The sequence below is a fragment of the Stenotrophomonas sp. 96582_Sma genome, from assembly GCF_056480905.1.
On sequence record NZ_CM151122.1, the window covers coordinates 2,001,824 to 2,025,607 of the forward strand.

The following is a 23,784-nucleotide window of genomic DNA, read 5'->3' on the forward strand; positions in this document are numbered from 1 at the left end:
ACCGAGGTCTGCATGTCTTCCCACGCCCCCGCTCATCCCGTTGCCCCGGCCGATCTGGCTGCACCGTCCATCGTCGTGCACAAGTTCGGCGGCACCTCGGTGGCCGATGCCGAACGCTACCGCCATGTTGCCGGCCTGCTGCTGGCCCGCCCCGAATCGCTGCAGGTCACTGTCGTCTCGGCGATGAAGGGCGTCACCGACGCACTGATCGATCTGGCCCAGCTGGCAGCCAAGGGGGACGAAGGCTGGCGCGAGGCCTGGCATGCGCTGCGCGCGCGCCATCGTGGCGCCGCTGTGGCGCTGCTGGGCGAGCAGGTGGGCGAGACCGTCGAATGGATCGACGCCCGCTTCGATCAACTGGCCGACGTGCTGGCAGCGTTGGCGGTGATCGGCGAGCTGCCACGCGAAGTACTCGACCGCGTGCAGGGCCTGGGCGAAGTGTTTTCCGCGCAGCTGCTCGGCACGCACCTGCAGGCGCTGGGCGCAGACTGTGCAGTGCTGGATGCGCGCGACGTACTGGTGGTGGGGCATGGCGAACTGGGCGTGGATGTCGACTGGGAAGCCAGCGCCGACCGCCTGGCCAAGTGGCGCCTGCAGCATCCGCAGCCACGCCTGGTCGCTACCGGCTTCGTCGCCCGTGACCGTCATGACCGCATCACCACGCTCGGCCGCAACGGCAGCGATTACTCCGGCGCGATCTTCGCCGCGCTGTTCAACGCCGATGAACTGCACATCTGGACCGATGTCGACGGCGTGCTGTCGGCCGACCCGCGGCTGGTGCCCGAGGCGGTGCAGCTGGAGTCGCTGAGCTACGACGAGGCCTGCGAGCTGGCTTATTTCGGCGCCAAGGTGGTGCACCCGCAGACGATGTCGCCGGCGATCCGCCTCGGCCTGCCGATCTTCATCCGCAATACCTTCCAGCCGGCGCATCCGGGGACGCGCATCAGTGCCGAGCGCTCGCCGCGTGGGCCGGTGAAGGGCCTGACCCTGAGCCCCGGCTTGGCCCTGTTGAACCTGGAAGGCACCGGTCTGATGGGCGTGCCGGGCACTGCAGAGCGCGTATTCGCCGCCCTGCGCCAGGCGCAGGTGTCGGTGGTGATGATCTCGCAGGGTTCGTCGGAACATTCGATCTGCTGCGTGGTGCGTGCTGCTGAAGCCGGCCGTGGCCGCGAAGCGCTGCTGCATGCGTTCGCGCATGAGCTGTCGGTGGGCCAGGTGCAACGCGTGCAGGTCAGCGAGGGCGTCAGCGTGCTGGCCGCGGTCGGTGACGGCATGGCCGGCCAGCCCGGTGTGGCCGCACGTCTGTTCGAGGCGCTGGGCCGTGCGCAGGTGAACATCCTGGCGATCGCGCAGGGCTCGTCCGAACGCAACATTTCGGTGGCGGTGGACAGTGCCGATGCCACCCGCGCCCTGCGCGCCGCGCATGCCGGCTTCTGGCTGTCGCCGCAGACCTTTGCGGTCGGTGTGATCGGGCCGGGCAACGTCGGTGCCGCACTGCTGGACCAGCTGCTTGCCGCACGCCCGCAGCTGCTGGCCAAGGCCAATGTGGATCTGCGCCTGCGCGCGCTGGCCTCGCGTTCGCGCATGCGCCTGGAAGTGGATGGCCTGCACGCCGACTGGCGGGAGGCCTTGCGCGAAGCGGGCGAGTCCAGCGATCTGGATCGTTTCACCGAACACCTGCTGGCCGCCCACCTGCCGCATGCGGTGGTGATCGACTGCAGTGGCAGTGCCGAGGTGGCCGAGCGTTATGAGGGCTGGCTGGCGGCCGGCATCCATGTGGTCACCCCCAACAAACAGGCCGGTGCCGGGCCGCTGCCGCGTTACCAGCGCATCCGTGCTGCAGCGGCGGCCAGTGGCGCGCGCTTCCGCTACGAGGCCACGGTCGGCGCGGGCCTGCCGGTGATCACCACGCTGCGCGATCTGGTCGATACCGGTGACGAGGTGCTGGCGATTGAAGGCATCTTCTCCGGCACGCTGGCCTGGCTGTTCAACCGCTTCGATGGCAGCCAGCCGTTCTCGCAGCTGGTCGCGCAGGCGCGGTCGATGGGCTACACCGAGCCGGACCCGCGCGATGATCTTTCGGGTGTGGATGTGGCGCGCAAGCTGGTGATCCTCGCCCGCGAAGCCGGCCACGCGCTCAGCCTTGAGCAGGTTGAAGTGGAAAGCCTTGTGCCGGCGCTGCTGCGCGAGGGCAGCGTGGATGCCTTCATGGCGCGGCTGGGCGAGTCCGACGCCAGCCTGCTGCAGCGCCTGCAGGACGCGCGGGCGCGGGGGGCGGTGCTGCGCTATGTGGCACGGCTGGGTGCCGACGGCGCCTCGGTCGGCCTGCAGGAACTGCCGGCCGATCATGCCTTCGCCAACCTGCGGCTGACCGACAACGTGGTCCAGTTCCGCACCCGCCGTTACTGTGACAACCCGCTGGTGGTGCAGGGGCCGGGCGCCGGCCCGGAAGTCACCGCGGCCGGTGTGTTTGCCGACCTGCTGCGGGTCGCGGCCGGTGAAGGAGCGCGCCTGTGATCGCACGTGCGTTCGCGCCTGCCTCGGTGGCCAACGTGGCGGTGGGCTTCGATATTCTCGGCCATGCCATTGCCGGCATTGGCGATACCGTGAGCGTGCACCGCATCGATGAGCCGCTGGTGCGCATCGAGGCGATCCGCGGCAGTGCCGTCGAGTTGCCGCTGGATGCCGCCGGGAACACTGCGGGTGCTGCGTTGATGTCGCTGCGCGCAGGGCTGGGCCTGGACTTCGGTTTCGTGGTGGAGATCGACAAGGGCATTCCGTTCGGTTCCGGCATGGGCGGTTCGGCAGCGTCGAGTGTTGCGGCGCTGGTCGCCGCCAACGCGCTGCTGGATGTGCCGCTGTCCCGCGAGGCGTTGTATCCGTTTGCGCTGGATGGCGAGGCGGTGGCCAGTGGTGGCCGCCACGGTGACAACGTGGGGCCGCTGCTGCTGGGTGGTCTTGCGCTGTGCACGGCCGACCGGCTGCTGCCGATTCCGGTGCCGGCTACCTGGCACAGCCTGCTGGTGCATCCGCATGCGGTGCTGGAAACACGCCGCGCACGCCAGGCCCTGCAGGGCAGCTATGCGCTGGGCGAGTTCGTGGCGCAGAGCGCGAACCTCGCACTGGTGCTCAGTGGTTGCCATCGCAGCGATTCCGCACTGGTGCGCGCGGGACTGCGCGACGTGCTGGTGGAGCCGCGCCGGGCCGGATTGATTGCCGGCTTCGAAGCCGCACGTGATGCGGCGCTGTCGGCCAATGCAATGGGCGCGGGCATTTCCGGTGCCGGTCCCAGCGTGTTCGCCTGGTTCGAGGATGCCGACCAGGCGCGTACCGCCGCCACACCGGTGCAGGCCGCATTTGCAGCCGCAGGTTTTGACAGCGATGCCTGGGTGTCACCGCTGGATGCACCGGGAGCCCGCTTGTGCTGAATCCTACCCCTTTACTGGATACTGAACCCATGCAATTTGTTTCGACCCGCGGCCAGTCTCCGGCCGTTGGCCTCAGCGCGGCGATCGCCGCCGGATTGGCGCCCGATGGCGGGCTGTATGTTCCGCAGATGCTGCCGGCGCCACGTGAGCTGCAGGCCGGCGCGACGCTGGCCGATACCGCCGCCGATCTGCTGATGCCGTTCTTTGCTGGCGACGCGCTGGAGTCTGCTCTGCCATCGATCTGTCGCGACGCCTTCGACTTCCCGGTCCCGCTGCGCGCTCTCGGCGATGGTGACCACGTGCTGGAGCTGTTCCATGGGTCGACGGCGGCGTTCAAGGACATCGGCGCGCGCTTCCTGGCCGGTACGCTGTCGCGGCTGCAGGCCGGCAAGGACCGCGATCTGACGATCGTCGTCGCCACCTCCGGCGATACCGGTGCCGCCGTTGCGGCGGCCTTCCATCGCCAGCCCGGCGTGCGCGTGGTGGTGCTGTATCCGGATGGCCGCGTATCTCCGCGCCAGGCGCATCAGCTCGGTTGTTTCGGCGACAACATCCAGGCCCTGCGCGTGGCCGGTGCGTTCGACGATTGCCAGGCGATGGTCAAGCAGGCACTGGCTGATCGCGAACTGCAGGCGCAGGTGCCGTTGAGCTCGGCCAACAGCATCAGCCTGGGCCGACTGCTACCGCAGATGAGCTATTACGCGCATGCGGCGTTGAGCCACTACGCGGCGCATCGTCGCCGGCTCAATCTGGTGGTGCCGACCGGCAACCTGGGCAATGCGATGGCGGCCGTGCTGGCGCGCGCGCTGGGCGTGCCAATCGGTCAGATCGTGCTGGCCACCAATGCCAATGCCGTGCTGCCGGTGTACTTCAATGGCGGCGACTACCAGCCGCAGGCCAGTGTGGCGACGGTGGCCAATGCAATGGACGTGGGTGCGCCGAGCAACTTCGAGCGACTGCGCTGGCTCTACCACGGCGACGACGCGGAACTGCGTGCTGCGTTCCGCGCGTTCGCGGTGGATGACGTGACCATCCGCGCGACGATTGCGGCGGCGCATGCCAGCAATGGCGAGCTGTTCTGCCCGCACACGGCGACCGCGGTGAAGGTGCTGCAGGACCTGCGTGCGCGTGGTGCCAAGGGCGACTGGGCGGTGGTGGCCACGGCGCATCCGGCCAAGTTCGAGGCCGTGGTCGAGCCGCTGATCGGCGAAACGGTGGCGGTGCCGCCTGCACTGGATGCGTTGCTGCAGCGGCCGGCGCACGCCGAACCGTTGGCGGCCGATTACGCGGCATTGCGTGAGGTACTGCTGCGCTGAGCGGAGAGGGACGCGGTTGCCGGCCAGCGGCCGGCACTACCCGTGCTGCGTTATCTGGTAGTGCCGGCCGCTGGCCGGCAACCCCATGAACCGCGATGCGGTCAGATCAACCCTTCACCGGCCAGCGTACGCAGCCCATCCTCGTCGAGGATCTCCACCACGTTCAGGTGGGGCAAGGCGATCAACCCCTGCTGGCGCAGCTTGGTGAAGGTACGGCTGACCGTTTCCATGGTCAGGCCCAGATGGTCGGCGATATCGCCGCGGCCCATCGGCAGCGATACGCGCAGGCCGTCGCCGCCCAGCTTGGCCTCGCGCGCGGCCAGGCGCAGCAGGAAATCGGCCAGCTTCTCGGCCGGCTGCAGGCGCGCCAGTGCCAGCGCGGCGTCCTGCGCGGCATCCAGTTCCTGGCAGGCACGCTGCAGCAGCTTGCGCTCCAGGTGCGGGAAACGGCTGCGCAGTGCCTTCATCTGTGGCAGCGCGACGCGGCAGACGCGGCTGTCGGCGATGGCCTCGATGTCGTAGCGATGGTGGTCGCTGCCGCTCAGGCCCAGGTAGTCGCCGGGCAGCACGAAGCCGTTGATCTGGCGGCGGCCGTCGGCCAGGGTGCGCACCAGCCGCAGTGCGCCGCCGGTCAATGTATAGACATGGTCGCGCTCTTCACCGGTGCGGGCCAGCGTGCTGCCCATGCTGACCTGCTGCGAGACGGTGACCTGCTCCAGCGCCTGCACTTCATCGGGCGACAGCGCCGAGCACACCGCAAGGTGGCGAACCGAGCAGTGCAGGCAGTCCAGCGTGGTGCAGGACGGCGAGGCGGGATCGTTGGTGGCGGGCGGAGCGCCGGAAGGCCGTGACATGTTGCGGGGGGGCGTATCGCGGGCGGGGAGGGCCTTATGATACTTCAAGCGGCCGTTCGACCCTGCCCGAGGCGGGGGCGCTAGAATGTCGCCCCCTCCCACGTCCCGTTCCAGCAGGAGTTCCGCCCGTGATCAAGCCCCGTACCCCGCCCGGCACCCTTGAACTGCTGCCGCGCGAGCAGATTGCGTTCCAGCGCATGCTGGACGTCATCCGCCGCAACTACGAGCGCTTCGGGTTCCTGCCGGTGGAGACGCCGGTGTTCGAGCTGTCCGACGTGCTGCTGACCAAGTCCGGTGGCGAGACCGAGCGCCAGGTGTACTTCGTGCAGTCCACCGGGGCGCTGGCGAACGCGGCCGAGTCGGGCGATCGCTCGCTGCCGGAAATGGCGCTGCGCTTCGACCTGACCGTGCCGCTGGCGCGCTACGTGGCCGAGCACGAACACGAACTGACCTTCCCGTTCCGCCGCTACCAGATGCAGCGCGTCTACCGCGGCGAGCGCGCCCAGCGCGGCCGGTTCCGCGAGTTCTACCAGTGCGACATCGATGTGATCGGCAAGGACAGCCTGAGCGTGCGGTACGACGCCGAAGTGCTGGCGGTCATCCAAGCGGTGTTCTCTGAACTGCGCATCGGTGATTTCAGTATCCAGTTGAACAACCGCAAGCTGATGCGCGGCTTCTTCGAGAGCCTGGGCGTGGCCGAAGGCGAGCGCCAGCTGGCGGTGCTGCGCGAAGTGGACAAGCTGGACAAGCGCGGCGCCGATTATGTGCGCGAGACGCTGGTGGGCGAGGGCTTCAACATCCCGGCAGAACAGGTCGAGAAGATTCTGGCGTTCGTCGCCGTGCGTTCGCAGGGCCATGCCGATGCGCTGGCGCAGCTGGCGACGCTGGAAGCCGACGCCGGTTCTTCGGAGATCCTGCGCACCGGCGTCGCCGAACTGCGCGAAGTGCTGCAGCTGGTGCAGGCGCTGGGCGTGCCGGAAACCGCTTACTGCCTGAACTTCTCCATCGCGCGCGGTCTGGATTACTACACCGGCACCGTCTACGAGACCACGCTGACCGACCACCCGCAGATCGGCTCGATCTGCTCGGGCGGCCGCTACGAAGACCTGGCCAGCCACTACAGCAAGTCGAAGCTGCCGGGCGTCGGTATCTCCATCGGCCTGTCGCGCCTGTTCTGGCAGCTGCGTGAGGCCGGCCTGATCGACGGCATCGAAGCCAGCAGCGTACAGGCGCTGGTTGCACTGATGGACGAGCAGGGCATGCCGCAGTCGCTGGACATTGCCCGCCGCCTGCGTGCCGGTGGCATCAACACCGAAGTGCAGATGGAGCCGAAGAAGATCGGCAAGCAGTTCCAGTACGCGGCCAAGGCAGGCATCCGCTTCGTGGTGCTGGCGGGTGAGGATGAACTGGCGCGCGGTGTGGTTGCGGTGAAGGACCTGCTGCGCGAGCAGCAGTTCGAAGTGTCGCGCGACGAACTGGCCAGCACCCTTCTGGTGGAGCTGGAGCAGTCCAAGGCGATGGTGTGAAGCCTGCCGCCGCAGGAGTGCTGAGCGTGCTTCTGCTGGCGGGCTGCCAGAGCGACCCGGCGCTGCACAGCACGCGGATCGGGCCGGCGCAGTACCGGCTGGCGGTTGATCGCTGCCATGCGATCGACCGCGCACAGCTGGAGGACGATCTGCAGGCCCTGGCCTCGCGGACGTGCCGGGCGGGAGCGGGGGCGTTGGAGAACATCCAGTCCCTGCCGAGCCGGCAGGGCAGCCTGTTCGGCGAATGCCTGCGGCGCGGCGCGCTGCAGGCCGAGGTGCGCTGCCTGCCCTGAGTCGGGCCAGGTTGTTGATTTGAAAGCAGAGCGCCCGCCCCTTGGTGGGCGTTTTGCGTTTGTGGGGAAAGAGCAGTCGAGCATGGCTCGACTCTACAAAAGCCGGTTCCGATCAGTTTCCCAGCGAGATCCAGCAGATCGCGGCCAACTGTCGAAGGCGGGGTGGGTCCGGTTGAGGGGGCGTGAGCCGCATGGATGCGGCGACCGAGCTTACATGGGTGAGGGCGCTTTGCTTGCGAAGCACGGCTTCGCAAGCGCCCGAACGCACAGCCGCCAGCGGCTGGGCCGGGCCCCGTAGGGGTACTTGCAGCGCCCCCCTCAACCGGATCCATCCCGCCAACCCTCGGGAAACCAGCTTTTGCCGTTGCTCTGGCTCTTGCCTCTGCGGGTGCAGGGCAGCAGCCCTGCGGCCCCTCAACCCTCGATTTGACGCACTGCGCAAGAATGCGTTAATGTACTAGCGCGCTATTACATTGATGCATGGAAACAGCCCCGTGAAAGCCCGCCCCGAGATTGCCGCCAAAGACCCAAAGGCCGACCTGGAAGCCCTGGCCCAAGCCTTTGCCGCCCTGCGCGAACCGGAACAGGTCGAAGCCTTCCTGCGTGATCTGTGCACCCCGGCCGAGCTGGAAGCCATGGCCGACCGCTGGAAAGTGGTGCCGCTGCTGCAGCAGGGCGTGCCGTACCGCGAGATCCACGAGCGCACCGGCGTCAGCGTGACCACCACCGGACGGGTGGCACGCACGCTCGAGCATGGCCATCGAGGCTATGCCGCCGCCATCGACCGCCTTGCTTCGCGCTGATCCGCGCCCCGTTCCGAACTTCGAGACATCCCCCATGAGTGCAACCCAGGCAGCGCCGGCACGAGACCGGCTGCGTATCGCCATCCAGAAGAGTGGCCGGCTGGCCGAACCCGCGCGCAACGTGCTCAGCGCCTGCGGCCTGAGCTGGCGCGAGAGCCGCGACAAGCTGTTCTGCTACGGCGAATCGCTGCCGGTGGACCTGCTGCTGGTGCGCGACGACGACATCCCCGGCCTGATCGCCGACGGCGTCTGCGACCTCGGCATCGTCGGCCGCAACGAGCTGGACGAACAGGCCGCGGCGCGCCGTCAGATCGGCCTGCCTGACGCCTATCAGGCGCTGCGCGGGCTGGGCTTCGGCCAGTGCCGGCTGATGCTGGCGGTGCCCGAGGAATGGCAGTGGCAGGGTCCGGCGCAGCTGGCCGGCACCCGCATCGCCACCAGCTACCCGGCCATCCTCAAGCAGTGGCTGGCCGAGCAGGGCGTGGACGCACAGGTGGTCGAGCTGTCCGGTTCGGTGGAAATCGCCCCGCGCCTGGGCACCGCCGACCTGATCTGCGATCTGGTGTCCAGCGGCGCCACCCTGCGCGCCAATCAGCTGACCCCAGTGCACAACCTGCTCGACAGCGAGGCGGTGCTGGCCGGCGCGGTGCGCGCGCCGGATGATGCACGTGCATCGCTGCGCGCGATGCTGCTGCGCCGCCTCGACGGCGTGGTTCAGCGCCAGGACCGCAAGCTGTTGATGTTCCGTGCCAGCGAGGACCGCGTCGACGCGCTGGCGCAGCTGCTGGCCGATGCCGAGCCGTTGGTGCGGTTGCCGGCCGATGGCGGGGCGCTGCGCCTGCAGACCATGTGCCCCGGCCCGCTGAGCTGGCAGCGCATGGAGGAACTCGAGCGCGCGGGTGCGCAGGGCCTGATGGTACTGAGCGTGGAGCGGTCGCTGGCATGAACCGTCTGATCTGGTCCCGACTTGATGAGGCCGCGCGCAGCGCGGCATTGACCCGCCCGGTGCAGACCGTGGCGCAGCAGACCCGTGACGCGGTGGCGGCCCTGATTGCACAGGTGCGCGCGCAGGGCGACGACGCATTGCGTGCGATTACTGCACGTTTCGACCGTGTCGAGCTGGCCTCGTTTGAAGTTTCCGAAGCCGAATTCGCCGCTGCCGAAGCCGCCGTGCCCGCCGAACTGCGACAGGCGATGGTCGAAGCCGCCGAACGCATCGCGCGCTTCCACGCCGCTGGCATGGGCAAAGGCTATGCAGTTGAAACCGCGCCGGGCGTGGTCTGCGAACGCATGTTGCGTCCGATCGGCCGGGTGGGCCTGTATGTGCCGGCGGGCAGCGCGCCGTTGCCGTCCACCGCGTTGATGCTGGGCGTTCCGGCGCAGCTGGCCGGCTGCCCGCAGGTGGTGCTGTGCACGCCGCCGCGCGCCGATGGCAGCGCCGATCCGGCGGTGCTGGTAGCCGCGCGCCTGACCGGCGTGCAGCGCGTGTTCAAGCTGGGTGGTGCGCAGGCGATCGCCGCGATGGCCTATGGCACGGCCAGCATTCCGGCTTGTGACAAGCTGTTTGGGCCCGGCAACAGCTTCGTCACCGAAGCCAAGCAGCAGGTCGCACAGGATGGCGCCGCCGCCATCGATATGCCGGCTGGTCCCTCCGAAGTACTGGTGATCGCCGATGCCGGCGCCAATCCGGCGTTCGTTGCCGCCGACCTGCTGTCGCAGGCCGAGCACGGTCCGGATTCGCAGGTACTGCTGCTGACCGACGCCCCCGCGATGCTGGCGGCGGTCGAGGCAGAGGTGGAGCGCCAGGTGGCCCTGCTGCCGCGCCAGCAGATCGCGCGACAGGCGTTGTCGGCGTCGCGGCTGATCCAGGTCGATTCGCTGGACGAGGCCTTCGCGATCAGCAACCGCTATGCGCCCGAGCACCTGATCCTGGCCCTGCGTGATCCGCGCGCGTGGCTGGGCCAGGTGCAGGCGGCCGGCTCGGTGTTTCTGGGCGATTACACCCCCGAAGCGCTGGGCGACTACTGCAGCGGCACCAATCACGTGCTGCCCACTGCGGGTGCCGCGCGCGCCTACAGCGGTGTCAGCGTGGCCAGCTTCCAGAATCTGATCAGCGTGCAGAGCGCCAGCGCTGCCGGCTTGGCGGCAATCGGCGGCTGCGCACGCGTCATCGCCAGCGCCGAAGGGCTGGATGCGCACGAGCGTGCAGTGGCCCTGCGCATGGAGGCCGCCGCATGAGCGCTGCCATTGATGAAGTGCTGGCGCTGGTGCGCCCGGATCTGCAGGCCTTCGCCGGCTACAGCTCGGCGCGCAGCGCGGCGGTGCAGGGCGAGGTCTGGTTGAACGCCAACGAGTCGGCCTGGGCCAATCCGGCTGATGCGGCGGGCAACAGCCGGCGCTATCCGGAACCGCAGCCGCTGGCGTTGCGTGAGGGCCTGGCGACGCTGTACGGCGTGACGCCGCCGCAGCTGCTTATCGGCCGTGGCAGCGACGAAGCCATTGATCTGCTGGTGCGTGCCCTGTGCGTGCCGGGCCGCGATGGCGTGCTGGTCACGCCGCCGGTGTTTGGCATGTACGCGGTCTGCGCGCGCCTGCAGGGCGCCGCACTGATTGAAGTGCCCCTGGTGGATACCGAAGACGGCCTGCGTGCCGATCTGGATGCTGTGATCGACACCGCCAGGGCACGCAATGCCACGCTGGTGTTCCTGTGCGCACCGTCAAACCCGGCCGGCAGTGACATCGCCCTGGACGAGGTCGAACGCGTGGCGGTTGCATTGCGCGGGCAAGCGCTGGTGGTGGTGGACGAGGCTTATGTCGAGTACGCGCAGCGCCCGTCGGCGACCACGTTGCTGGCCACGCATGCCAATCTGGCAGTGCTGCGCACGTTGTCGAAGGCGCACGCACTTGCGGCCGCGCGCATCGGCACCCTGATCGCCGCGCCGGAACTGATTACCGTACTGCGGCGCTGCCAGGCGCCGTACCCGGTGCCGACCCCGTGCGCCGAGCTGGCCGTGCAGGCGCTGCAGCCGGCCGCACTGGCACGCACCGCCGAGCGCGTAGCCACGGTCATTGCCGAGCGCGAACGCCTGTTCGCGGCGCTGCCAGGCCTGCCCGGCGTTCGTCGCGTGTACCGCTCGGCCGGCAACTACCTGCTGGTCCGCTTCGCTGATGCGCAGGCAGCGTTCGACACCTTGCTGGATGCCGGTGTGGTGGTGCGCGACCAGCGCGCCGCGCCGCAGCTGGGTGATGCACTGCGCATCAGTATCGGCAGCCCCGAAGAGAATGACCGCGTGCTTGCGGCCCTGTCGGCGCGGAGGGCCGCAGCATGACCCCGATCCTGTTCATCGACCGCGACGGCACCCTCATTGAAGAACCGGCCGACTTCCAGATCGACGCCTACGAGAAGCTGCGCTTCGTGCCGCAGGTGATTCCGGCGCTGCTGAAGCTGCGCGATGCCGGCTACCAGTTCGTGATCGTCACCAACCAGGATGGCCTCGGCAGCGACAGCTACCCGCGCGCCAGTTTCGACGGTCCCAACGACCTGATGCTGCAGATCTTCGAAAGCCAGGGCATCACCTTCCGTGACGTGCTGATCGACTGCAGCTGGCCGCAGGACAATGCGCCCACCCGCAAGCCGGGCATCGGCCTGATGACCGCTTACCTGCAGGACCGCAGCATCGACTGGGCGCGTTCGGGCATGGTCGGCGACCGTATCACCGACCTGCAGTTCGCCGACAACCTCAACATCCGTGGCTTCCAGCTGCGCACCGAACAGTTCGGTGGCGAGTGGGACTGGCCGGGCATCGCCCACGCACTGGCCGACGCGCCACGCACCGCGGTGGTCCAGCGCAACACCAAGGAGACGAAGATCCGCGTTGAACTGGATCTGGATCGGGCCGGTGATGCACGCATCGACACCGGGCTGCCGTTCTTCGACCACATGCTGGAGCAGATCGGCAAGCATGGTGGCTTCGCGCTGGACATCCAGGCCGAGGGCGACCTGCACATCGACGAGCACCACACCATCGAGGACACCGGGCTTGCACTCGGCCAGGCACTGCGTGAGGCGCTTGGCGACAAGCGCGGCATCGGCCGCTACGGTTTCACCCTGCCGATGGATGAGACCCTGGCCAGTGCCGCGCTGGACTTCAGTGGCCGCCCCTATTTCGTGTTCGAGGGCGAGTTCAAGCGCGAGCGCGTGGGCGACATGCCGACCGAGCTGGTACCGCACTTCTTCCGTTCGCTGTGCGACGCCAGCGGCCTGAACCTCAACCTGCAGGTGCGCGGCGACAACGACCACCACAAGGTCGAGGCCTGCTTCAAGGCACTGGCGCGGGCATTGCGCCCGGCGTTGGCCCGCCAGGGCACGGCGCTTCCCACCACCAAGGGGGCACTGTGAGCGACGTCGCGCTGATCGATGCCGGTGGTGCCAACCTGGGCTCGGTGCGCTATGCATTGGAGCGCCTGGGTGCAACGGTGCGGTTGGTGCGTGATGCCGATGGCCTGGTCGGTGCGCAGCGGGTGATCCTGCCCGGCGTCGGCGCCGCTGGTCCCGGCATGCAGCGCCTGCATGCGCAGGGTCTGGTGGAACCATTGCAGCGGCTGGAAGTGCCGTTGATGGGCATCTGTCTGGGCATGCAGCTTCTGTTCGAGCGCTCCGAAGAGGCCGGCGTAGAAGCGCTGGGACTGATTCCCGGCGTGGTGCGCAAGCTGGTGCCGGCCTGCGGCATCCGTGTGCCGCACATGGGCTGGAACCGCCTGCTCCCGCTGCGCGAATCGCTGCTGCTGCAAGGCGTGCCGGAGCGCGCCAGCGCCTACTTCGTGCACAGCTATGCGGCGCCACTCAATACCCACACTGTTGCTGCCTGCGACCACGGTGGCCTGTTCACTGCCGTGGTGGAGCAGGGGCGTTACTACGGCGCACAGTTCCACCCCGAGCGCTCCGGTGAGACCGGTTCGCTGATGCTGCGCAACTTCCTCGAGGGCACTGCTGCATGAGTTTCATCGTCTACCCCGCGCTGGATATCCGCGACGGCCGCGTGGTGCGGTTGCGCCAGGGTGACTACGCGCAGGAAACCTCGTATGGCGACGATCCGCTGCCGCGTGCACAGGCCTTCGCTGCGCAGGGCGCGCAGTGGATGCATCTGGTCGACCTGGACGCTGCGCGTGCCGGTGGCTACACCCTTGCGGCACTGCTGGCGTCGATCCGTGCGCAGACGCCGCTGCAGGTGCAGACCGGCGGTGGCGTGCGCGGCCGCGACGACGTGGCGCGCATCCTCGATGCCGGCGCCGGCCGCGTGGTGGTGGGTTCGCTGGCAGTACGCCGCCCCGACGACGTGGTCGGCTGGCTGGAAGAGTTCGGTGCCGAGCGCATCACCATCGCGCTGGATGCCCGCCAGGATGCCCAGGGCCAATGGCAGCTGCCGGTGCACGGCTGGACCGAGAACGCCGGCGTGACCCTGGATGACCTGGCCCAGCGTTATGCGCGTGCCGGCATGCGCCACCTGTTGTGCACCGACATCGCCCGCGACGGCATGCTGGCCGGGCCCAACATCAGCCTCTACCAGCACCTGTCGGCGCTGCTGCCGGGCGTGGCCGTGCAGGCCTCCGGCGGTATCCGTGACGTGGCCGATGTGACAGAAGCCCGTGCCGCAGGTTGCGGCGGTGCGATCCTCGGCAAGGCGCTGCTGGAGCAGCGCATGGACCTGGCGGAGGCGCTGGCATGTTGAGCCGACGCATCATTCCGTGCCTGGACGTGCGCGATGGTCGCGTGGTCAAGGGCGTGCGCTTCCGCGACCACGTCGACATGGGCGACATCGCCGAACTGGCCCAGCGCTATCGCGACCAGGGCGCCGACGAGCTGGTGTTCTATGACATCGGTGCCAGCCCCGAAGCGCGTTCGGTGGACGTCGCCTGGATCGAGCGCATCGCACGCCTGATCGATATTCCGTTCTGCGTGGCCGGTGGCATCGACAGCGTGGAAACCGCGCGCCGCGTGCTGTTCGCCGGTGCCGACAAGGTGTCGATCAACTCGCCGGCGCTGGGTCGCCCGGAGCTGATCACCGAGCTGGCAGACGAGTTTGGCGTGCAGTGCGTGGTGGTCGGTGTCGATTCGGTGCGCGAGGCGGATGGCCAGTGGCGGGTTCGCCGTTTCAGTGGCGACCCGGACAAGACCCAAGCGGTGCCGCTGCGCACGCTGGACTGGATTGTCGAAGCACAACGGCGTGGCGCTGGCGAGATCGTGCTGAACTGCATGGACAGCGACGGCGTGCGCCGTGGTTACGATGTCGTGCAGCTGCAGCAGGCGCGGGCCCTGTGCCAGGTGCCGCTGATCGCCTCGGGCGGTGCCGGTGCGATGGAGCACTTCGCCGAGGCCTTCGACCAGGCCGATGTCGACGGCGCGTTGGCGGCCAGTGTGTTCCACAGCGGCGCCATCGCCATTCCAGAATTGAAGCGCTACCTGCGCGGACAGCAGATCGAGGTGCGGGATGTCTATTGAAGTGAGGCCGTCGCTGGATGCGCTGCAGGCGCTGGACTGGGGCAAGGGCGACGGCCTGCTGCCGGCGGTGGTGCAGGATGCCGACACCCTGCAGGTGCTGATGCTGGGCTATGTCAGTGCCGATTCGCTGGCGGCCACGCTGGCCATCGGTCACATGACCTTCTTCAGCCGCAGCAAGCAGCGGTTGTGGACCAAGGGCGAGCAGTCCGGCAACGTGCTGGTGGTGCAGTCGATCAGCGTCGACTGTGATGCCGACACCCTGCTGGTGATTGCACGCCCGGCCGGGCCAACCTGCCACTCCGGTGCCGAGAGCTGTTTCGACGGGGCACCGAAGGATTTCCTGGGCGGGCTGGGCCAGCTGGTGGCGATGCGTGAGGTACAGCGCCCGCCAGGCAGCTACACCACCAGCCTGTTCGAGGGCGGCATCCGCCGCATCGCGCAGAAGGTGGGCGAGGAGGGCGTGGAGACGGCGCTGGCGGCGGTGGCACAGGACGACGAGGCGTTGCTGGGCGAGGCCTCGGACCTGCTGTATCACCTGCTGGTGCTGCTGCGCGCGCGCGGGTTGTCGCTGGATGATGCGCGGGCGGTGCTGGAAAAGCGCCATCGTTGAGGAACGGTAGTGCCGGCCTCTGGCCGGCAACCTCATGATCGTCGGGCATCGGCTGGATGCCGGCCAGCGGCCGGCACTACCGGCAATGCGCCACCGCGTGCGCGATGTCATCAACGGAATCTACAATAGGCGGTCTTTCTTTCCCGGACCGCCCATGAAACTGCCTGCCACCTGGCTGTGCTGCCTGTTGCTGACTTCGCCGGCCTGGGCCGCGGACACCGTGGTCAGCGGCAAGGTCTACCTGGAGCGCGACGGCAAATCCGGGCGCGGTGCGACCGATCCGGGCCTGGCCGGGGTGCAGGTCTCCAACGGCGAGGCCATCGTCAAGACCGCCGCCGACGGCAGCTACAGCCTGCCGGTGCGCGACGGCCAGACCGTATTTGTGATCAAGCCTGATGCGTACGCCTTCCCGAAGGCCACCGACGGCCTGTCTTCGTTCTGGCGCCACTACCGCCCGAACGGTTCACCGGCACTGAAGTACGGTGGCATCGCCGCGACCAGCGACGTCACCCGCAACTGGGATTTCGCCCTGCAGTCGGATCGCCATGACAGTCGGCGCGGCTTCCAGATGCTGGTGTTCACCGATTCGCAGACCGCCAGCCTGAAGGACATCGGCTACTACCAGCAGTCGATCGTGGCGCCGCTGGTTGGCCAGACCAGGGCGCGCATGGGCACCACCCTGGGCGACATCGTCAACGACGACCTGGCCCTGTACCCGGCGATCAACAAGGTCACTACCCAGCTTGGCGTGCCGTGGTTCCACGTGCCGGGCAACCACGACCTCGACTTCGATGCGGCCAGCGATGAGCATTCGCTGGACAGCTGGCGCAACATCTACGGCCCGGACACCTACGCGGTGGAAGAGGGCGGCGCCAGTTTCGTGTTCCTGGACGACGTGGTGTATGACCCCAAGGCCAAGCCGAAGTATGTCGGTGGCCTGCGCGAAGACCAGTTCGCTTTCCTCGCCAGCTACCTGAAGGGCCTGCACAAGGATCGCCTGCTGGTGCTGGGCATGCACATCCCGCTGTTCGACGCCGCGCCGGGGCGCGAGACCTTCCGTCACGCCGACCGCCAGCGCCTGTTCGATCTGCTGAAGGACTTCCGCAACGTGCTGGTGCTCAGCGGCCACAGCCACACCCAGCAGCACGTCTACCACGGCAAGGCCGAGGGCTGGAACGGCGACAAGCCGCTGCACGAATACAACGTCGGTGCCAACTGCGGTGCGTTCTGGTCGGGCGTGAAGAATGCCGCCGGCGTGCCGGACAGCACCATGAGCGATGGCACACCGAAGGGTTATGCGCTGCTCGACGTGGCCGGCAACGGCAGCTACAAGCTGCAGTACCGCGTGGCCGGCCAGCCGGCCACCGAGCAGATCGGCCTGCATGCACCCAAGGTGCTGCGCCAGGGCGCCTACCCGGCCTGGGGCATCTATGCCAACGTCTACATGGGCGAGGACGCGAGCGTGGTCGAGTACCGCGTGGATGGCGGCGCCTGGCAGCCGATGAAGCAGGTCAGCCAGCCCGATCCGCGCCTGATGGTGGAGAACGTGGCCGATGATCTGGCCAGCAGCCTGCGTGGCTACGATCGCTCGCCGGAGGCCACTGCATCGCCGCACCTGTGGCGCGGCGCGTTGCCGACCGATCTGGCCGTGGGCAGCCACAAGGTCGAGGTACGCTCCACCCAGCCTGATGGTGCAGTGTTCACCGCCACCACCAGCTACAGCCTGCAGACTGCCCAGCCCTGATCCAGGGCGTCGCTGCCCAACGCGAAAGGACCCCGCATGGATATCCGCTTCATGGCCGGCACTACGCCGGTGACGCTCAGCCGCCACTGGTTCACCGGCGCGATGCTGCTGCAGAGCGCTACCGAGAAGGTCTGGGTGCAGCACCCGCTGCATCCGGGCACCCACTTCTCGTTCTCGCTGGTACAGTCGTGGCTGCGTCACATCGCCGGCCACGAAGTGCTGGTCGAGCGCACCCGGCCGCTGTTGTTCGCCGGCTTCCGCCCGCAGCGCCTGCGCGTGCTGGTGGATGGCGTGCAGGTGGCCGAACAGGAAGGCATATAGACCAACCTGAACCATCGGCGCGCTAGGCAAAGCCGCCCCGATGCCTGAGAATCGGGGCGATTCAATCGATCCAAGCAGGCCAGCGTGACCATCGCAGCAGCGTCCCCGGTTTCCTCCGACTCCGCCCGCGGCGGTCTTCCGCGCCATCTGGTCGTTGCCGATGTCGGCGGCACCTTCGCCCGCCTGGCCTTGGCTGAGACCCAATCCGGCCACGCGCCGCGGCTGGGCAGCCATCGCACCTATGCCTGCGCCGAGCACCCCAGCCTGGCCGCGATCCTGGCCGATTTCACCGCAGGCCTTGGCCAGCCGGTGCAGACCGCGGTGGTCGCCATCGCCGGCCTGCTCGATGGCGATGTGCTGATCAACTCGAACCTGCCGTGGACGGTCTCGCTGTCGACCACGCGCGAACAGTCCGGCCTGCGCGAACTGCAGCTGATCAATGATTTCGAAGCGGTGGCGCTGGCCATCCCGTACCTGCAGCCGGAAACCCTGGTCCCACTGAATGGTGACGCCGATCCGGCGCAGGCCTTCCCGGCGCTGGTGCTGGGTGCCGGTACCGGCCTGGGTGCCGCGCTGCGTTTCGCCGATGGCGAGCGCCCGGTGCTGGCCAGCGAGATCGGCCATGCCGCGCTCGGCGCCGGCAACGCGCTGGAACTGCAGGTGCTGGGCAAGTTGCTGCAGCGCTGGGCGCACGTGGACAACGAGCGAGTGCTGTCCGGCAGCGGCCTGATGAACCTGTATCCGTGCCTGTGCGAACTGCGCGGTGTCACCCCGGTGTGGACCAGTACCGAGGCGCTGATCGGCGCGGCGCGCAGCGGCGAGGATGCACTGGCGGTGGAAACGCTGCAGGTGTTCTGTGCCTGGCTGGGCAGCCTGGCCGGCGACGCGGCGATCGCCGTCGGCGCGCGTTCGGTGTACCTGGCCGGGGGCATTTCCGCGCATGTGCAGGATTTCCTGGCCGATGGCCGCTTCCGTGAGCGCTTCCTCAACAAGGGCGTGCTGACCGAAGTGCTGCGCCAGGTACCGGTGTGGCGGGTGGAGCACGGCCAGCTGGGTGTGCTCGGTGCAGCGGTCTGGCACGCAGCGCGGCAACCCACGCACGACTGATCGGCAGGGCCGGCATCGGGCCGGCCATGCATTGCAGACTGGGAGGGGACGATGGTGGATCGCAGGCAGTTCCTGCAGGCCGGTGCACTGGCCGCAGGCATGGCGGCTTTGCCGGGCGTGCAGGCGCGCACGCTGGGTGGGGCCAAGGTGGTTTCGACCTGGGACTTCGGCGTGCCGGCCAACCAGGCTGCATGGCAGGTGCTGGCGCAGGGTGGCAGCGCACTGGATGCAGTCGAAGCCGGTGCACGCTGGGCCGAGAGCGAGCTGTGCAACCCCACTGTCGGTCATTGCGGCAACCCGGATCGCGACGGCGTGCTGAGCCTGGATGCGAGCATCATGGATGGCGATGGCCGTTGTGGTGCGGTGGCGGCGCTGGTCGACATCCTGCATCCGGTGTCGGTGGCGCGCAAAGTGATGGAGAACAGCCCGCACGTGCTGCTGGTGGGCGAGGGCGCGCAGCAGTTCGCGGTGCAGCAGGGCTTCGAACGCAAGCACCTGCTGACGCCGCAGGCCGAAGCGGCCTGGCGCGAGTGGCTGAAGACCGAGAAGTACCAGCCACAGATCAATGCCGAGCGCCGCGGTATTCCCGGCAACAGCGACAACCACGACACCATCGGCATGCTGGCGCTGGATGCCAAGGGCCATCTGGCCGGTGCCTGCACCACCAGCGGCATGGCCTGGAAACTGCATGGCCGCGTCGGCGACAGCCCGATCATCGGTGCCGGCCTGTACGTCGACAACGACGTGGGTGCGGCCACCGCCTCGGGCGTCGGCGAGGAAATGATCCGCAACGCTGCTTCGTTCCTGGTGGTCGAACTGATGCGCCACGGACGCTCTCCCGCGCAGGCCTGCCGCGAAGCGATCGACCGCGTGGTGCGCAAGCGCCCGGAAGCGAGCAAGACACTGCAGGTCTGCTTCCTGGCCATGAACAAGCAGGGCGAGGTCGGCGCTTACGCGCTGCATCGCGGCTTTGTCTACGCGGTCTGCGATGGGCAGCGCCAGGATGACCTGTGCGACTCGCCATCGATCTACACGAGCACCCAGACGTGAGCACGCGGCTCACCCTGGAGATCGCCAGCAATTCGCTGGCATCGGCGCTGGCCGCGCAGGCCGGCGGTGCCGACCGCATCGAGCTGTTCGACAACCTGGCCGAAGGCGGCACCACACCGTCGTTCGCCAGCATTGCGATTGCCCGCGAACGCCTGTCGATTCCGCTGTTCGTGCTGGTGCGGCCGCGCCCGGGCGACTTCCACTACGACGGGCTGGAAGCCGAACTGATGCTGCGTGACATCGCGCAGTGCCGCGCACTGGGCTGCGATGGCGTGGTGATCGGCGCGCTGGATGTACAGGGCGGGATCGACGTGGCGCTGTGCCGCGAGCTGGTGCAGGCTGCCGGGCCGTTGCAGGTGACCTTCCACCGTGCCTTCGATGCCGCCCGCGATCTGCCGGCGGCGCTGGAGCAGGTGATCGGGCTGGGTTGCCAGCGCGTGCTGACCTCGGGCGGTCAGGTCAGTGCCGAGGCGGGTGCCGATGTGCTGGCAGGCCTCGTTACCCAGGCAGCAGGCCGCATTACGGTGATGGCTGGTGCCGGATTGGCACCGGGCAACATCGCTACCGTGGCAAGGCAGACCGGCTGCACCGAACTGCACGCCTCGGCCAAGGGCCTGCGCCGCTCGGCGATGCAGTTCCAGAACCCGGCGCTGCGCGGACTGGACCCGGACTGGAGCCAGACCGCAACCGCCACCGTAGCCGCGCTGCGGCAGGCGCTGGACGCCTGATCGCAAGTCCCGGGTCGGATCCCTTCGCAGAAGGGCTCTGACCCCATCTGGATGCAGTCGGGTCAGAGCCCCTCCGTGAGGGGATCCGACCTCGTACGCCGGCCCGCCACGGACAAAATAGTTCCGCGCACGATTGTCGCGATCGTGTCATTGACGTGTGCTCCGTCTTCTCAGCGATGTTTCGCAACCCGTTGATTGTTTTGGATACCTGCAGCCGATAACGGCATTACGCCACGTGTTGCTGCGTCGCCGCATGCCGGGCGTGGTTCAGCTGTGCTTTAGTTTGGATCGATCCACAGGGGAGGGTGTCGGGACGGTCTTGAACCGATCCAGGTGCCCGGATCAGCCGTAGTGCCGCGCCACCACCCGTCCGTGCGTCCACACTTTCGAAGAGCAACCACCCATGGCTCAGATCGTCCGCAAGCGTCGTCACCTGCTGTCCCAGGCCCTGGTCCTGGCCCTGTTGCCCCTGGCGGCCAGCGCGCAGGAGGCCGCCAGTTCGTCCACCAAGGATCTCGACGTGGTCACCGTCACCGGTTCGCGCATCAAGCGCGCCAGCGTTGAAGGCCCAGCGCCGGTCAACGTGATCACCGCCGCACAGATCCAGAAGGAAGGCTTCGTCAGCGTTTACGACGCACTGAAGACGCTCACTGAAGCCACCGGTACCGTCGAGGCGGCCTCGCAGTGGGGTTCGCACACGCCCAATGCCAGCGGCCTGAACCTGCGCGGGATGGGCCCGAACCGTTCGCTGCTGCTGGTCAACGGGCGTCGCGTAGCGGACTACCCGCTGCCCTACGGCGGCGAAACCAACTTCTCCAACTACGGCAACATTCCCGCTGCCGCGGTGGAGCGCATCGAAGTGCTGACCGGTGGCGCCTCGGCCATCTATGGCTCGGATGCGATCGCCGGCGTGGTCAACGTCATCCTGAAGACGAACTACGACGGCGACGAAGTGCGCGTGCGCGGCGGCACCTCCACCGAAGGCGGTCGCGATACCTGGGATCTGTCCTGGGCCGGCGGCAAGACCGGCGACAACTGGAGCGTGACCTACGCGCTGCAGTACACCAAGCGCGATCCGCTGTTCGGCCGTGACCGTCCGCAGATGGACGATGCCGACGATGCGCCGTACCCGTCCTGGAACATGGAACAACGCAAGGTCGGGTTCCGTCCCACCGCCGGCCTGGCGCTGATCGATCCCACCACCGGCCAGCGCCTGGCGCCGCCCACCGGTACCTGCGAGAAGTTCGATGGCGAGTACTACACCGCCGATCGCCTGGTCTACAACTACGCCGCCAACACCATCACCAACACCGGCCGCCTGTGCGGCATGAGCGCCGACTACGCCAACTGGCTGCTCACCGGCGGTGCCGAGAACGTGTCCGGCAACCTGTATGCCACCTTCGATTTCAGCAACGACCTGCAGGCCTGGACCAACCTGGCGGTATACCGTTCCGAAGCGATCTGGGGCACCAATCCGCCCGGCGTGTCGCTGATCGACGATGACAACGGCTACTACTGGGATGCCAACCGCAACCGCCCGATCCTCGGCGTGCGCCAGTTCACCCCGAACGAGGTGGGCGGCCTGGATACGCTGCGCAACACCAACCGCGAACTGTCCTGGGACTGGAGTGTGGGCCTGCGTGGTCGCCTGGCCGATCGCTTCGACTGGAGCGCCACGGTGGGCCGTTCCTACTACCGCGTTGAAGAGCGGCAGAACGTGGTCGACAAGCAGAAGTCGTACGACTATTTCCTCGGCCCGAAGCTGGGCACTACCGCCGACGGCGAGGCGATCTATGCGTTGAACGAATCGCGCTGGTGGAACCCGCTGACGCCGGATCAGTACTGGCAGATGGGCACCGTGGCGAAGAACCGTGCGTCCTCATGGGTCAATCAGGCTTCGGCGGACATCACCGGCGAGCTGTTCCAGGGCTGGGCCGGCCCGATCTCGTTCGCGGCGGTGGCCGAAGTCGCGCAGCAGGGCTATCACCTCAGTCCGGATCCGCGCGCCGGCATCGATTTCGACCTGCAGAACGTCGATCGCGGTGGCGGCGAGCGTACCCGCTATTCGGCCGGCGTCGAGTTCAAGATCCCGCTGCTGGAAAGCGTGACCGCCACTGCGGCCGCGCGCTATGACCGCTATGGCAGCTACAAGGCTGACAACAGCGGCGAAGCGCTGGACATCGGCAGCCAGAAGGAGACCACCTGGAATGTCGGCCTGGAATGGCGCCCGGTGGAGTCGCTGCTGGTGCGTGGCTCCTATGCCACCAGCTTCCATGCGCCGGACATGCACTACCTGCTGGGCCAGCCCAGCAGCTCCGAAGTGCAGACCTATGACCGCCTGCGCTGCATCCAGAGCGGTGCGTACCTGGTCAACAACTGTGGCGTGGGCAATACCGATGTCTGGTACACGTTCGATGTGAACCGGCGTGGCACGCCGCTGCTGCGCTCGGAGACCGGTGATTCGTGGACGGTCGGTTTCGTCTGGGACGTGATGCCCAATCTGTCGGTCAGTGCCGACTACTGGGCAATCAAGCTGGAAGACATGATCGTCGACGTTGGCGCCGACGAGGTGCTGGCCAGCGAAGCGGGCTGCCTGACCGGCAAGAACATGGACGGTACGCCGTGGGCCAATCCGGCCGGTGGCGAGTACTGCGCCGGCATCCTGGCCCGCGTGAACCGTGACAGCAATGGTCGCCTGGTATCGATTGAACGTGGCCCGTTCAACCTGGCCAGCCGCGAAGTGCGCGGCATCGACCTGACCGCACGCTATCGCCTTGAAACCGCGCAGTGGGGCAGCTTCCAGCTCGGCCTTAACTACACCAACCAGATCTCAACCAAGGAACAGCGCTACGCCAACGATCCGAATCCGGAACGCCGCGATCGCGACCTGCGCAGCAAGCTGCGTGCAAGCCTGGCCTGGCAGCGCGGCAACTGGAACGCCAATGTCTATGCCGATCGCATCGGTTCGGTGCCGGGCGTGCGCTATCACTGGGGCACCGATCGCCTGAACAATCCTGGCGGCTGCCTGCCGTTCGCCGATGGTTACGTGCCCAGCGACAGCCCGTCGCTCAACTGCCTGGAGCCGGCGACGCGTCCGGACGGCTCGCCGAATCCGAATCCCAACGCCGGCCAGCAGACGGCGCGCTACTACGGGCGGGTCGGGCCGTTCATCACCTGGAACTTCAACGTGGGCTACCAGGTGACCGAGCACGCCAAGGTCAACGTCTACGTCAACAACGCGTTCAACTCGGCCAGCTGGAACCACAAGGACCCGTACAAGCTGGACTACGATTTCGCCCCGACCCGCCTGCTCGGCGCGGTTGGCCGCGAGTTCGCGTTGGAGTACGTGTTCACCTTCTGAGGCGGACAGCGGGGGCGTCGGGCCTTGATCCGCAAGGCGCCCCCGTCCGCCCGGTAGATCCACGCCATGCGTGGATGAATCCCTTCATGAACCCCGGGGTGGCTGGATTTGACCTTCCCACGATGGCAAGGTTTAGCCTGTCCG

The 23,784-nt window shown here is 67.8% G+C and carries 21 protein-coding genes; 20 read left to right on the forward strand and 1 reads right to left on the reverse strand.

Annotated features, from left to right (window positions below; all coding sequences use genetic code 11):
- The first annotated feature begins 12 nt into the window (after nucleotides 1-12).
- The 3 genes from thrA to thrC are packed head-to-tail and all read left to right on the forward strand — an operon-like array spanning nucleotide 13 to nucleotide 4,744.
- The gene (gene thrA, locus ACZK2R_RS09385) at nucleotides 13-2,517 is read left to right on the forward strand and encodes a bifunctional aspartate kinase/homoserine dehydrogenase I (RefSeq protein WP_180836985.1); all 2,505 of its coding nucleotides are present in this window, start codon (nucleotides 13-15) and stop codon (nucleotides 2,515-2,517) included.
- A complete protein-coding gene (locus tag ACZK2R_RS09390; RefSeq protein ID WP_478487972.1) occupies nucleotides 2,514-3,428 on the forward strand; it encodes a homoserine kinase in 915 nt (304 codons plus the stop codon). The genes thrA and ACZK2R_RS09390 overlap by 4 nt, the downstream gene beginning before the upstream one ends.
- Nucleotides 3,429-3,457: 29 nt before the next feature.
- Nucleotides 3,458-4,744 (forward strand): threonine synthase, encoded by a 1,287-nt coding sequence (thrC, locus tag ACZK2R_RS09395; RefSeq protein ID WP_180836989.1) that lies wholly within the window; start codon nucleotides 3,458-3,460, stop codon nucleotides 4,742-4,744.
- A gap of 101 nt (nucleotides 4,745-4,845) precedes the next feature.
- Here the strand turns inward: thrC and ACZK2R_RS09400 are convergent, their stop codons facing one another.
- On the reverse strand, nucleotides 4,846-5,598 hold the full coding sequence (locus tag ACZK2R_RS09400) for a Crp/Fnr family transcriptional regulator (RefSeq protein WP_032127414.1): 753 nt from the start codon (nucleotides 5,596-5,598) through the stop codon (nucleotides 4,846-4,848).
- A 128-nt stretch (nucleotides 5,599-5,726) separates the two neighbouring features.
- Between ACZK2R_RS09400 and hisS the strand changes: the two genes are divergently transcribed.
- The 17 genes from hisS (at nucleotide 5,727) to ACZK2R_RS09485 (ending at nucleotide 23,640) form a co-directional block, all read left to right on the forward strand.
- Nucleotides 5,727-7,124 (forward strand): histidine--tRNA ligase, encoded by a 1,398-nt coding sequence (gene hisS / locus ACZK2R_RS09405; RefSeq protein ID WP_180836991.1) that lies wholly within the window; start codon nucleotides 5,727-5,729, stop codon nucleotides 7,122-7,124.
- A gap of 26 nt (nucleotides 7,125-7,150) precedes the next feature.
- Nucleotides 7,151-7,417, forward strand: a complete 267-nt coding sequence (locus tag ACZK2R_RS09410; protein WP_065428524.1) for a hypothetical protein — start codon at nucleotides 7,151-7,153, stop codon at nucleotides 7,415-7,417.
- Nucleotides 7,418-7,911: 494 nt separating this feature from the next.
- The gene (locus tag ACZK2R_RS09415) at nucleotides 7,912-8,220 is read left to right on the forward strand and encodes a YerC/YecD family TrpR-related protein (protein ID WP_088025802.1); all 309 of its coding nucleotides are present in this window, start codon (nucleotides 7,912-7,914) and stop codon (nucleotides 8,218-8,220) included.
- Nucleotides 8,221-8,254: 34 nt separating this feature from the next.
- Nucleotides 8,255-9,166 carry an ATP phosphoribosyltransferase gene (gene hisG / locus ACZK2R_RS09420; protein WP_346486883.1) on the forward strand — a complete coding sequence of 304 codons (912 nt, stop codon included), beginning with the start codon at nucleotides 8,255-8,257 and terminating at the stop codon, nucleotides 9,164-9,166.
- Nucleotides 9,163-10,458, forward strand: coding sequence for a histidinol dehydrogenase (gene hisD / locus ACZK2R_RS09425; protein WP_180836995.1), 1,296 nt, complete (start codon nucleotides 9,163-9,165; stop codon nucleotides 10,456-10,458). Before hisG ends, hisD begins: the two co-directional genes overlap by 4 nt.
- Complete coding sequence (gene hisC, locus ACZK2R_RS09430; protein ID WP_180836997.1) at nucleotides 10,455-11,549, forward strand: histidinol-phosphate transaminase; 1,095 nt, start codon at nucleotides 10,455-10,457, stop codon at nucleotides 11,547-11,549. The genes hisD and hisC overlap by 4 nt, the downstream gene beginning before the upstream one ends.
- On the forward strand, nucleotides 11,546-12,619 hold the full coding sequence (hisB, locus tag ACZK2R_RS09435) for a bifunctional histidinol-phosphatase/imidazoleglycerol-phosphate dehydratase HisB (protein WP_125892828.1): 1,074 nt from the start codon (nucleotides 11,546-11,548) through the stop codon (nucleotides 12,617-12,619). The genes hisC and hisB overlap by 4 nt, the downstream gene beginning before the upstream one ends.
- Nucleotides 12,616-13,218, forward strand: a complete 603-nt coding sequence (gene hisH / locus ACZK2R_RS09440; RefSeq protein ID WP_049424731.1) for an imidazole glycerol phosphate synthase subunit HisH — start codon at nucleotides 12,616-12,618, stop codon at nucleotides 13,216-13,218. Before hisB ends, hisH begins: the two co-directional genes overlap by 4 nt.
- On the forward strand, nucleotides 13,215-13,949 hold the full coding sequence (gene hisA / locus ACZK2R_RS09445; RefSeq protein ID WP_125892826.1) for a 1-(5-phosphoribosyl)-5-[(5-phosphoribosylamino)methylideneamino]imidazole-4-carboxamide isomerase: 735 nt from the start codon (nucleotides 13,215-13,217) through the stop codon (nucleotides 13,947-13,949). The genes hisH and hisA overlap by 4 nt, the downstream gene beginning before the upstream one ends.
- Nucleotides 13,943-14,719, forward strand: coding sequence for an imidazole glycerol phosphate synthase subunit HisF (gene hisF, locus ACZK2R_RS09450; RefSeq protein WP_005409431.1), 777 nt, complete (start codon nucleotides 13,943-13,945; stop codon nucleotides 14,717-14,719). Before hisA ends, hisF begins: the two co-directional genes overlap by 7 nt.
- The gene (gene hisIE / locus ACZK2R_RS09455) at nucleotides 14,709-15,329 is read left to right on the forward strand and encodes a bifunctional phosphoribosyl-AMP cyclohydrolase/phosphoribosyl-ATP diphosphatase HisIE (RefSeq protein WP_125892824.1); all 621 of its coding nucleotides are present in this window, start codon (nucleotides 14,709-14,711) and stop codon (nucleotides 15,327-15,329) included. The genes hisF and hisIE overlap by 11 nt, the downstream gene beginning before the upstream one ends.
- A gap of 154 nt (nucleotides 15,330-15,483) precedes the next feature.
- A complete protein-coding gene (locus ACZK2R_RS09460; protein ID WP_180836998.1) occupies nucleotides 15,484-17,073 on the forward strand; it encodes a calcineurin-like phosphoesterase C-terminal domain-containing protein in 1,590 nt (529 codons plus the stop codon).
- 36 nt (nucleotides 17,074-17,109) lie between these two features.
- Nucleotides 17,110-17,394 carry a hypothetical protein gene (locus ACZK2R_RS09465; protein WP_125892820.1) on the forward strand — a complete coding sequence of 95 codons (285 nt, stop codon included), beginning with the start codon at nucleotides 17,110-17,112 and terminating at the stop codon, nucleotides 17,392-17,394.
- Between the two features lie 84 nt (nucleotides 17,395-17,478).
- Entirely contained in the window at nucleotides 17,479-18,501 is a 1,023-nt protein-coding gene (locus ACZK2R_RS09470; RefSeq protein ID WP_125892819.1) for a glucokinase family protein, read from the forward strand.
- A gap of 51 nt (nucleotides 18,502-18,552) precedes the next feature.
- Nucleotides 18,553-19,551, forward strand: a complete 999-nt coding sequence (locus tag ACZK2R_RS09475; protein WP_180837000.1) for a glycosylasparaginase — start codon at nucleotides 18,553-18,555, stop codon at nucleotides 19,549-19,551.
- Nucleotides 19,548-20,279, forward strand: coding sequence for a copper homeostasis protein CutC (locus ACZK2R_RS09480; protein WP_049424717.1), 732 nt, complete (start codon nucleotides 19,548-19,550; stop codon nucleotides 20,277-20,279). The genes ACZK2R_RS09475 and ACZK2R_RS09480 overlap by 4 nt, the downstream gene beginning before the upstream one ends.
- 403 nt (nucleotides 20,280-20,682) lie before the next feature.
- Entirely contained in the window at nucleotides 20,683-23,640 is a 2,958-nt protein-coding gene (locus ACZK2R_RS09485; RefSeq protein ID WP_125892815.1) for a TonB-dependent receptor plug domain-containing protein, read from the forward strand.
- The last annotated feature ends 144 nt before the right edge of the window (nucleotides 23,641-23,784 follow it).